The following is a 12,167-nucleotide window of genomic DNA, read 5'->3' as shown; positions in this document are numbered from 1 at the left end:
CCGTCGTCGAGCAATTCAGCGGACCTATCGCCAGTGGTGATAGTGGCCGGATCGAGAAGGTCGTATTCCAGCCGCTCCATCAACAGCCGCTCCGAGCGCATCGAATAGAACGCCTGCAAAAATTGCCCGCAGCAGATTTTGGGGCGGGATCACGGCCGTCCGATCGGCGAATCAGTGGGCCAAGTCCCCGCTCCAGGCTGGGACGGAAGATCCTATTTAGGGCCATTGGAAACGTTGATACACAAGGGCGAGGATGCCGTTCATGAAGAGACTACTTTTCGCAATCAGTGCAGCAGCACTTTGGATTGCAACTGCTGGGGCAGCGGAGATCGAACTGTTAGATGTTCCTGGTCTCGCAGTGAAAATGGTCAGCTTCAAAGGCGAGATCGTCGACGGGGACGCAAAGAAGTTTCGAGATGTTGTCGACGGCTTGGATCGCGTTTCCGTGTTCCTAGAAAGCCCGGGAGGTCTGGTAAAAGAGGCGCTTGAGATCGGAGCAGAAATCCGAGTTCGGAATTTCGCAACCGTTGTCAGTACCGGCCAGGACTGCTTTTCGGCTTGCGGCTTGATTTGGGTATCTGGTGCCCGCCGCTATATGTCTTCAACTTCAAAGATCGGCTTCCACGCGGCGTATCGCGAGGAGAACGGAGAATACAAAGAATCCGGTGTCGCCAATGCCGAGATCGGATCCTTTCTGACCCATCTCGGATTGCGCATTGAGGCGATACGCTTTTTCACAATCGCGGGGCCAGATCAGTTCCTTTTGTTGACGCCCGAAAAGGCTCGGGTTCTCGGCATCGAGGTCTACGAAGACGCTGGCACGGGCTTCACGACACCGAATCAAGCTCCAACGGCCGATATCTATGCCGATCGCTTCATGGCGTACGGTATTTTGCGATCACAGTGCGAAGCGCTTTTTAAGCTAGACGAAACCTTCATGGAGAACGCCAGCAAAAAGAATGCCGAAGACGGCATAAGACTTGTCGGATCGGACAAATGGATCGAACTCTGGATGACTTTCCTTGAGCAAGCTAAGACGGAGGTCCGCGACAAAGGCTCGCTCTTGGTGTGTCTTCAAACGGAAGCTCGGCTACGCGATCAGCGTCAGCCGACCGGGATAGACGGCCCGAGTTTCGCTTGTTCGAAGGCGGGCACTGCCACCGAGAAAGCCCTATGCTCTGATGAAAACCTTTGGGCGAGGGACCGTGCGATGAGTGCTATTTTCTTCTACATACGCGACGTCAACAACGCGAAGATGCGCAAAATGATGCTCGCAGATCAACGTGATTGGCTAAGGAAGCGAAACGCATGTGGCAGTGATACGAATTGCTTGGACGTTGTCTATGGCGACCGCTTGCGCGCGTTTCGAGATGTGGATGTGCGTCAATGAATAGGTGATGGGTCAGGATGTCACTATCGGGTGTACTCGATGCGTCTTCATTGGCCGGCTTTGCGCCAAGAGCGGAAGTTCAATCGAACTTGCCGCAATGGCGGGTTCTTGACACCGAGCCGACTTTCAGATGGTGAGGTCGGAACATCCGGAGATCACCATCGCGTGAAATGGCTGCTCACAATCAGCGAAAATGCGCAGATGACCATTGTGACGGCTATATTGGGCGATTACTTCATACGGTTTTGCGAGAGCCAACCAAAGACCAGAAGGAGAGAGCTGAGGCCATCTGGACGGCCGCATTATTGGGCGCCAGCCTGTCGATTTGCACGGCGCACCAACGTGGAAGTTAACGGCGTTGTAGCTTCTGGAGTCTGTCTAAGCAACATCGCTTACTCATGAGACTAGACGTCTTCGCTCTGACGAGCGAGATGGAATGAGCGACCCTTGAGGCTACACAGGCGCAACCGCGGATCAAGGCCATATCCGCGCGGGTTTGATCCCCCTACCCACCCTGGCTTTTCAATCTGTTTGAAATTTCGTGTCAGGTCACCATCTTTCGGAAACTTCGTTAGAAACGCCTTGAGCGTCGTTTCGAGACCGATCTTGAGGCAGCTTTGCCACTCATCATCGGTTGCGGGACTGGATATCGCGGCCTGCGCATAGGCATCCGTCACATAGTCAGAAGCTTGGTCGGATGACGAGCCCTTGGGCCGGCTAATCACACCAATTGACTTTTTGACATGCCAGCGTAGAAGCCAAGCGATGAGCACCTCAGAGGTAAACACGGATCCGATCGTTGGCTGTGTGCCAGCCGGATGGCGAGAGTCTTTCGGGTAGTGATTCATCTTTATTGGGGTCTCTGCAATTCTCGCAAGGCGACGCAGCGCAGACGCCCAGTTGATCGGGCCGTAGGGTATGCTGCCGCGACCAGCACGAACCCAACGATAGAACGAGCGCCAAGACCCCATATAGTCTATGTGGGTTACTGTGCCCATCAGCCTAGGCTCACCGCGATCGTCCAAATAGCATAGCGGCCTGAAGTATGCGCCTCGAGCGCGTTGACGGGCAGCCTCCCTGATCGTCTCGCGCTTGCCCAGGCTCGCGCTAAGGCCTTGCACCTTGAACAAATCGGCGTCAGCAATCGCACCCGTCGATTCCAGGTAGCGGCAATAGGCTGCCAGTCCGCCAAGCTCGGTGCCGCCGGTTGGAGTCTTTCGAGCATCCGCCATCGAAAGATGAAACAGGCCGATTGAAATTCCCGCACTATCGTACGCATTGACCTGATCCAGATAGCCAGCACACTCCTGCTCCGATACCGCGCGCACGACTCTAAAGGTTGATGCCTGCGCCAACAAAGTTGGGTCATTTGTTACTCCCGTGAGAGCATCGATCAAATCAGCGGACACTCCATTGAACAATCGTTCCGGCGTAACTTCAGCGGGTGCCTCTCGATTTGCAGTTTTGGGGGCCAGGCTGGCCGGACCACCGACTGACTCGTATGGGAGGAAAGAACCAATCCGGTCCAAGGTTTTGTTTGTAAATGTCGCATCAACGTCAGGACGGGTAAAATCCGCAGCGAACATCCGTTTCCTCTTGTCTGTGACCTCGTCCCGTAACCACACGTCAGCGAAGGTCGGAACGGCACCGAGAGATGGACGCCCATCAGCCTCAACATCACCGTTATCGAAGCTCGCGATGATTAGAGGGCATCGGAGCGAGGCTGTCCGCCAGGCTTCTATCAGCTTTCGCGTTTCGATGTTTGCGCGACCGGAGATTGGTCCGGTGTAGATATGAGGATTGAAGGTGCGCTTCAGGTCCTTGAAGTCGCGCTGTTGAAGCTTTTCATCGTTGGTCAATAGCGATTGGGCAGTGGCCACATTCAGAGCGGATGCACAGAGTTGAAACTCGCGGATGATCGCTTCTATGGGGGACGCCCCATTGAGTGCGCCAAATCCGAGGCTTTGCAGTATCGATTTCAGATCAGAATGCCACTGGGTACTATCGTCCTGTTCCTCAAAGAGCTTGACCGTCAACGCGTCGGCGCCATTGGCGGCACGAACTGGCTCCCGCAACGATTTGGCTACATGACGCAAAAAGACTCGTGCGGGGACTGGCTCAAGCTGAGAACTGGGTGAGATGGGCAAAAGAATATCCGCTCGGCGCTTGGCCCAACCGAGAGCAATGTCCAGCGAAAAGGCGCCGCGGTCACCGAGAACGATCTGCGGCATCGGCAACGTCACGGCCTGATCGGCATTGATGTCCGCTGCAGCTTTGATGATCGGTTCATACAACCCCGCCAGGAAGGCGGCCACAACATGCCGCTCCCATTCCGGATGACCGGGGGGAAATTGATGAAGTTTGACTCTGACGTGGGCTGGTATCAATCCAGTGCGGTGATTCAACAGCGCGTCTTGAAAGAACGGCACCGACAGCTGGACCGGTCCATAGAAGGCATGTGTGGGCGATATTCCTAGCGCGTCGAGAACACCAGTCTTTTCAAGGTCCCCTGTCGCGTCGACGTTTTGTACTCGGACACGCAACGTTCCTGAAATCTGGCTCAAGCGTTCGAGGCATTCCACTGTCACCTTGCCGTTCTGAACGTCGATTTGATCAATGGTCGGTATCGTTGTGGGATCATCGACCAGGAAGCACATTGAACCGGGAAAGATCGGACGAACCTGGAGCGGCAAGGATGGGGCCTGCCAGGTGCCACGTATCGATAGGCTGTCGGATGGCCACCCCGTGCGTGAGCCCTCCACGATGTCGGGACTCTGTACTGCAAGCCGATCGAGTGCGGAAAGCGGCAGACGCAATTTCATCGGACCAAGGCGTGACTGTTTGAACATCAACCATCCCAATCCGCGGTTACAGTCTCGGATACAGTACGTCCCTCCCAACCGATCGCAATCAGACGGTAAGTCCACGTGCCTTCCAGGGCTAATGGTTGTGACTCAGTGAACTGCGTTGCATCGCCAGCAATGCTTTGACGTTCGAACCCCCATCGATTGGGTGCGCGTCTCTGTACCTCGATCTCACGATAGGTGTCGGCGTTGCGCCAGCGCAAACTCGCTATTCCGTTGTTGCCAATGGTGAGTGTGGCATCTTCCGGACCGCTGATCGCACCGGTCGCCTGCGCAACCACTTTTCGGGAAGCAGGTCCTCGGATGCGCCTGATCTGGATAGCTCGCGGATCGTCAGGATCGAGAGCATGACGTATCGCTCGCAGACGCAGTTCTTGCCTACATCCGGGACGTTGCCCACCGATCATCGTTTCAAAGTGTCCATCGGGTGACGCTGTGACCGCTCCGGGAAGCACCTCGGCAAGATCTCGCCACCCTTCATCTCCGCCCGGCCAAGAACCCTGGTCCCGGGCTTCGACTATGAAACCAATGCCTGTCCGGGGACCGGCATGGGTCCAAACGCAGACAATCGCTCGCTCTTCGTTCTCAGGGGGATAGGCATTCAGGAAGTTAGGTGGAGGCGGGATACGGATGTCGGGGACGCGTACAAGTGCAACGATAAGCCAGTCGCTTGAGTGGCCGGCGGGAGTGATGCCCCGGATCCGATAGATCGCGCGTGTCGGCGCTTCACCGGGAAGAAGGTCTCGCCAACGTGGCAGGAAGGCGCGCTCGGTTATGCGCTCGAACGCGTCTTCGGCGGCCGACGTCGTTGTATGTCCTAGCAATTCCTCATCGCTTGCGGACGGCGCTTGTCCAAGCGCTGGTTCCAGCGCGCGCTCGACCTGGTAGGATGCTGCTAGTGGAATGGCCGGCCACGAAAGCAGTACACTAGCCTGGGGGATGAAGGTTCCTGCGTCATGTGCCCAGAGTTTCTTTGGTCGAAAACCTGGTAGCGGTGGTTTGGCGGCGCGGCGGGATGTTACAATCAGCTCGTTGGCAGTGCTTTCATTACCGATCCCATTAGGGCCGCTTTGGTAGGATGTACCGTCAATGGCCGTCACCTTCAGACGTAAGGTGCCGGCGAGAAAATCGGGCTGAGGGGGAGCGAGTTGAACGCTAATCTGATGCGGCGGCAGGAAGATAGCGGGCGATCCATTTAAGAAGGCGATCGCCTCGGCTTGTGCGGCCGCAGAAAGCGCGCTGAGCAGTTCGACGCCACGCTGGTCTTCATCATGATCCGGCCTGATAATTGCGAGTCTTGGGCCTAGTACGGATGGCTTCACGTCAAAGGTATGTTGGAGCGCGTGGAGGTATAACTTCCCCTCCGCAGGAGCGATCTCGTTCTTGGTACCCGCCAGTACAATTCGAAGTTCAAAATTCGCAATATCGTCGACGATCAACTCGCCGACGAGTGCGGGCGAGCGTGTAACCGGCAGGACCGCTCCTGGTGCGAGAGATCCCGCGAAAGAAGCAGTCGCGCCTCCGAGCGCCGGCGCCCGGCCGGCGGACCTTCGAACCCGGACCTTGGAGGCGCCTTTCGTCTCCACGATCGTGAAATCTGCATTCGCCGCGCGCAAGGTCGCGCCCGGCAAGGTCTCCAATATGGTATCGGCTAACGGATCGCCAGTTTCGGTGCCGAGACGGACATCAATCTGAAGGATGTTCAGATTACCCGGAATTTCAAGGCATTCAAGGATGCTAACTGGCCAGGTAACGATCGGCGTCCACTCCTGGGATATCCTGAATGTCTTGGCATCAGGAGCCTGAAGCTCGTTTGCCGCTGTCCAATCCAACGTGACCGTGACAGGCAGACTACCGCTCGCGGGAAGCTCTATGCTTTCGAGGTCGAGGGAAATAATCGGCGGCTGCGGCGGAAACTCATCTCGCAGCCGAACCATCTCGGGAGGAGACGCCGGCCCTACGATCCCGAAGATGTCAATGCCGCGTACCTGGTAGGCGTACCAACCTTCCATCGGTTGTTCGCCCCAAGGAGTGTCGACATCATCGCGGAACAGATTGACCGACGTTCGTGGCACCATCTCTCCGTCATGGCAGGTCGAAAACTTGGTGGATGAATCGATTGTTGGCTGCGCGTCATCTCGAGCTGTTTCCGGTCCGAAAGCGTGCCTCTGGATGCGCCAATAAATTGCCTGCCGCGTAAGAAGGAGCGGGCCGTCACCCTCCCCGACGGAGCTTGTGGCCCAGCGGATCTCTGCCAATGGGGAGTCGTACTTCCGCGGACCGTTTCGCGCGAACTCAACGAGGTCTTCAAATACTTGCTCACCACCGCTCGGTGCCACAGGTTGCCAACGTGGACGCTTCGTACCGTAGAATGGTTCGAACAATGGATAGCCGACAAAGGTCCCCGCTGCCGAGCACGTCGGACGCGACGGCGCAGGAGGCCAACCTGGGTCAACAGACCCGACGATAGTTGTGGCACCCTCTGGCCTCCCCGAAAAGCTACAGCTAACGGTGTAAGAGAGAGGACCAGGCGTTGTCCCGAGAAACGGTTGGTCGTCAAACCCGAGCCCTAGGAGTTTGGAGGTGCCGAAGTTGCTCGCGAGGAACAAAAGCCGACCTACGGCTTGCTTTCTGTAGTGAGCGATCACGTCGTTGTATAACGCTGCCTCGTCAGCGATGACGCTTCCGCGCATCGCGCGTATCTGGTCCATCGGAGGAACGTTCTGATTTAGCCAGTAGAGGCGTAACAGAGTCGGATCGCTCTTGTGTGAATCTACAAATATCCATGCGACATCTTCCAAATGCTCTTCAAGCTGGTCATCGTCTGGTCGCGGCAACCCGAATGCCAACACCGGAATGAGCGCTACAACAGACGCACGGTCCGGAAGTGGCGCCCCATGCTTGGTCGTGCGTGTCGCCAGGTCACCGAGAACTGCCTTCTTATCGATTTTCCATTGCGTTCCTGTCCCGGCGATGGCGCCCGGCAGGCGTAGTCCAGATACGATACTGGTTGTGGTGCGACCGTCGAAGCGCGTCAGCTCGAAACCATTCTCAGGGAAGCTGAAACGAGGATTGATGGTCCATCGAACTGCAGCAATATCGGGGCTATCAGGACGTAGCCGCGCTAAAATCTGAAGTGCGTCATTCATCAGAACACTCCCTTGACTGGAACTAGCCAACGGCTGCTTTCTCGGGCTGACGCACCAGCGATTGTTCGGCGCGCTTCTGATGGGGCCTCTTGTGGTGTCGCGATCCATTCGATCTCGACATCAATGATTGCGTCCGGGTCGTTGAGTTCGAGCGGCGCGGAGAGACAAGCGATTACGCGGGTTCGATCAAGGTTGAAGGCAAGGCGCGTATCCGCTCCTTGCACCTTGATCGAGAGTCGGTTGAACTCGTCATCCAATGGCTCAGGCGCCTCAATCAAAATGTAGGCAACCGCGTCATCTGCGCGAACCGGGGTAATGCGTGTGTGGTCGACGCTTTCTACGGCTGGGGCCTGGAAGGCACGAATCAGGGGATCGAATTCCTCTGCCGGTGCTCCGATCCTGACCATTCCTCGCGGAGGCACATAACCAGGAGCCGCGACCAAATCGGAGTAGGTTTTGAAAGCGGAAGTGGTGAAGCTCCAGGAAATGAGGGGTTCCGTCGGATTTGTAGCTCCGACACCACTGTCGACAGCAACGAGTTCCGCTGTGTAGTGCTCGAGCGGGCGTAGAGCCAGATCCTTCAGCGCGATCGGGAGAACGGTGTGGCCTGTTGGTAGAGGTCGCGGTGTCGATTGCTCGCAGGGATTACGTCCGCTCCCCACTTGTTCCCTACCCCACCAATCCTCATTCGGCGGCCGAGTAATTGGTCCTTCTGACCAACTCGTTGGAATGAGTACGCTGCCGTTCGGCCCTTGCAAGGTGTTGCCATTTGCGTCGCGGATGCGGACGCCAAGCACCCGATTGTCTAGGCGGTAGAGAGCCTCGTAAAAATCGTCCTTGAACCGTAACAATAAATCGTAGTCGCGGAAAACGGGCCTGCTGCCATCATCGGGATATTTTCCTGCGACTGCATTGGCAAGAGCACCCAGCCAGTCCGGGGCACGGGCAGTCCTGAAGGTATAGGTTCGCGTGAAGACTGCGGGAGCACCGCGCGCGTTGACGCCTTCGAGCAACTGCGCTTGTGCATGGACTGCTAATTCATAGCTATGGCCTGGAACGAGCAGTCGCTTGGTATCGTCGTCGATCGTCCACTCTTCGGTCCCCGACGATCCCTTCCAATCTTCTGTTGGCCCGCTGCCGCTGTCGACGACAAGTTCCTCCCAACATAGCTGAACGAGCATCGTGTCCCAGAACCTGAAATCGTGGATTTCTGGCGGTACCGGATAGCGAACTTCGTTCTCCGTTCCGGGTATTGGCTTTGAGTCTGAATCAAATTTCGCAAATATCACATAGAAGCTATCAACCGTTCCCGGAGGAAAGATCGTGAAAACGTCCTCTGGGGCCAGCCGAACCCCGTGGACATTGCTTCTACGCCCTCGACTCTGTCCGCCAGTAAACTGCCATTCGTAGGCCCAGCCCTCTTCCAGCAGGCTGAAGCCTTCTTCTAGCCCCGCTAGTCGGATGCATTTGCGAATCTTTGGTGAGCGCGGTGTGCAGTCTATACCGGGGCTCTGTTCTACTCCGCCTCCACTGAGCGAGCCATCCTGCCCGAACCTGCGAGAGGAAAAGAGTCTAAGCTCGGTATTGGGCGGGCGCGGGCTGACGACCTTGCCATTCTGCTCGCGCGCAACCGGCGAGCGGGTGAACGTGCCGAAGAGCGCAACGTAAGTATTGTCTGTGGCGTCAAGTAGCGCCAGCCTCGTCAGGGTCCATGCTGCGGCCCAGCGAGACTTCACCCCGATCGCCGAGGGCAGCGGTGTCGCTGGGTCGTTTAGCTTGACCGGCGGCGGCCCGGAGAGGTCGACACGCATGCTTTTCGAGAATTCGAGGACAAGCTCGCTATGCGGCTGAACCGTACCTAGATCGACGGACTGATGGTTGGCGTCTGTTACGCGTGAGATGATGCCGCTGTCCTGCGGAGTTTCCGGATCAGCAGTTAGACGTGGCGTCCAGTGCCGTGGCACCGCAGTCAGGCCATGCACGAACGGATCCAACGTTGGCCAGACGCGATCCTCCCATGCAATCGTGAAAGCTAGGCACAGCTCAATCTTGTCGAACAGAAGATCGATCTCGATGCATGCCTTCAACGGCACGCGAAGCGCCTTTGGATGTGCAATCTTGACCAATGGCAAAGCACTGACATCGAGACTGAGTGAGAGGCCTGCACCAACAAGCCGCGCCCGTCCGGAAAAGCCAAAATCGCCTTCGAGTTGAGCCGGGTTCCAAGCGAGTGTGACATCGCCGGAGATACGTGCGGCGAGTTCGACATAGAGCCCGCTTGTGCCAAAACGCCATTCGACCCCGGTCGCCATCCCGATATTGGCTGATCGTGCTGCGTCGATTCTGAACCAATAGTCGGTTGAAAGAAGGAAGCTATCGCCCATTCGCAGAGCACGAGCAGATATCGGCTTTCCCTCGGAGGGTTTGCGTCCGGCAAACACCATCCAATCGAGCGGGCGATCAAAATGGAACTCACCGCCGCCACTTCCTTCGACCTCGAAGAGGTTTCCCTGTCTCCATTGCAATGAGAAATCAAATCTCATCAGTTGTTCGGCTGGCAGGACGGCCAGCACTGCAGCCAGTTTGCCCTCCTTGCCGTCCATCGGCTGACGTTTGCTGAGCAGGTCGCCGCTCGCGACCGCCAGGATCGCAACGTCGGGCAAAGTCAGCAGCAACGCACCCCGGCAGGAAAATGCCCAACCATCATCGCCGGTACCAAGGACAACACCGAGGCTAAGCCCGTAAGCGCCTTCACGTGCGGCCCACTTGCTTTCGGCAGCAAAACCCTCAGGCGCATCCGTAAACCGTTCAAAATAGCGCCGCGGCCCTGTTCGACCGGCCAGGTCAATCTCCTTGTTGTAAGCGAGAAGGCCGGAAACTCCGTAGAGCGACAAGCCAGTCGACCCAATCGGAATGCCCCCGGGAATAGACATCTCAGCCGCTGCAAAAACGGTTGTGATACCTGAGGCTTCGTCCTTCCCGGCTGCAAAAATGACATCCAGCCGAAGATCAAGTGCGGCTATGTCGAGATATCCATGCCCGGAGAACCGCTCATCGGCGCTGTTCCAGGAGACCGATACCGCCGCTTCGAAGGCACCCGGCGTGCTAAAGTGAATGCCAATTCCATCGAAGCGAACGGTTGGGGTGGCATTCGTGTATGTCGTGACGACGAGTCCATCAACGGACGCGCCTGCAGGGATACCTTTGACGAGCTCAACCCCAGCTGAGAGCCTCAGTTCGAGTTCACCCGAGCTGCCGGCTTCGGGCCTCTGCAGGGAAAACGAGGTCACGGTCAAACGTGCAAAGTTCCAACTGACGACGAAAGGTTGCGTGGTCGCGACGGACGCGCCCTGTGCGAGACGGATTTCCCCTTGACTGGTGATGCCAAGCTCGTCGAACTCGAAGCTTGGCCAAGTGCCTTGAATACCTTTTATGCCAGGGGTCAATTCGCCGGACATCCACAACACCGCATCAGCGCCATTGTTCGCTTCGAGCCGGATCGCGCTGACAGCGAGCGTGAAGGCGTCCTCGATATGCATTGTGATTGGTACACCATCGGTGCTGAGTGCGGCGGTCACGCCCGAGGCCCCGACGTGAAACGATGCTGATATCCAACCGCTATCGGCTCCGTTCGCAAGGAACTTGGATAAATCCAGACGGCCCTTGAGTTCGGCCGAGATGAGTTGTCCTCGATCGAGCGTCACCGAGGCAGTGTCGATCTCGCAGGAAAAGTCGTGGATCTTAAGTTCGATCGGCTGACCGGCCTGCTTGCGGAATGTTCCACTAGGTCCCTGCCTGTCGAGGCGAAGCGCTTCCCCGCTCAAAACGAGAGGGGTTCCCGTGTTGTCCACGAACATGGGCAGGATGACCTCAGCCTTGTCTATGCTGAGGAATGCGCCCGGCTTCGGATCAAGATCGATACCCTGGAGCGAAATGCCTATTCCTGTGTCGCCAACAAACACATTGCTGAGCGACGTCTTGGTGAACTGATCAAAATGGAAACCCGATTCATCCAGATAAACCGCACAGCTACTCTCTATTCGAGCGGGATTGCCGTGTCCGTCATTCAAGATGGCGGGATCGATCTCGAGCGTGATTTCGAGATCCGCGAGGGTGAAGGAAGGATCGGCGCCGCACACGAGCACCCCGGTCGCACCGTCATCATCATTGAACGACAACTTGATCGCGTCGAAACCTGGGAGATGGAGGCCGGAAAGCCCGTTCAGGTAGAATTCGGCCCCAAGCGTAAAGCTGTCTTCCTTAAGATCCGTCCACGCATCCGAAACCAGAATCCCGTCCAGCGGACTGCTTCCGGATGTCAACTCATCCAGGTTAAGAAACTCATAGAGCAGGGTGTCGCTCGGATCGACATAATCAAGCAACGGACGAAGCGCGCGTATTGGAGCCGCAGATACCATGACACCCCCCTATGAGGGACAATGATCCAATATCTAGAATTGCGCAACTTCCGGTTATATAATCTTCTGATCAGAACAGGTCCTGCCTGTTCTCAAAACGAGGGGCGTGTTCGTGGGGATAGTTAAGCGACACAATTCGCGGGCTTTGGCGATACGTCGGATCATATGGTTCCCCCAAATCTCTGATGACCCAACGACGCGTTGGGTGGTTGCGGCATTGATTTTGATCTACCTCCTGCTACTTCCGTTTCTCTCACGCAGGGCCATAACAATCCCCTATGAATTCATAAATAAGCATTATAGATATGTTGTTACAATCTTGTTTGTTATGCTAATTCTGGAGACA

Annotated in this window: 4 protein-coding genes and 1 pseudogene; 1 reads left to right on the top strand and 4 read right to left on the bottom strand. The window is 56.6% G+C overall.

Annotated features, from left to right (window positions below):
- Window positions 1–53: 53 nt before the first annotated feature.
- Window positions 54–150 (bottom strand): annotated as a pseudogene (locus AC0NIE_RS08235) (transposase); the annotation flags it as partial.
- Window positions 151–262: 112 nt separating this feature from the next.
- Here AC0NIE_RS08235 and AC0NIE_RS08230 point away from each other — a divergent pair.
- Window positions 263–1,390 carry a hypothetical protein gene (locus tag AC0NIE_RS08230; protein WP_473488077.1) on the top strand — a complete coding sequence of 376 codons (1,128 nt, stop codon included), beginning with the start codon at window positions 263–265 and terminating at the stop codon, window positions 1,388–1,390.
- A 404-nt stretch (window positions 1,391–1,794) separates the two neighbouring features.
- Here the strand turns inward: AC0NIE_RS08230 and AC0NIE_RS08225 are convergent, their stop codons facing one another.
- The 3 genes from AC0NIE_RS08225 to AC0NIE_RS08215 are packed head-to-tail and all read right to left on the bottom strand — an operon-like array spanning window position 1,795 to window position 11,821.
- The gene (locus AC0NIE_RS08225; RefSeq protein WP_473488076.1) at window positions 1,795–4,239 is read right to left on the bottom strand and encodes a hypothetical protein; all 2,445 of its coding nucleotides are present in this window, start codon (window positions 4,237–4,239) and stop codon (window positions 1,795–1,797) included.
- Entirely contained in the window at window positions 4,239–7,403 is a 3,165-nt protein-coding gene (locus AC0NIE_RS08220) for a hypothetical protein (RefSeq protein ID WP_473488075.1), read from the bottom strand. Before AC0NIE_RS08220 ends, AC0NIE_RS08225 begins: the two co-directional genes overlap by 1 nt.
- Window positions 7,403–11,821, bottom strand: coding sequence for a hypothetical protein (locus AC0NIE_RS08215; RefSeq protein WP_473488074.1), 4,419 nt, complete (start codon window positions 11,819–11,821; stop codon window positions 7,403–7,405). The genes AC0NIE_RS08220 and AC0NIE_RS08215 overlap by 1 nt, the downstream gene beginning before the upstream one ends.
- Window positions 11,822–12,167: the final 346 nt, after the last annotated feature.

It is taken from the genome of Mesorhizobium sp. WSM4842 (assembly GCF_055901575.1).
Note: the sequence above shows the minus strand (reverse complement) of the source record. Positions and strands in the feature narration are given on the sequence as shown.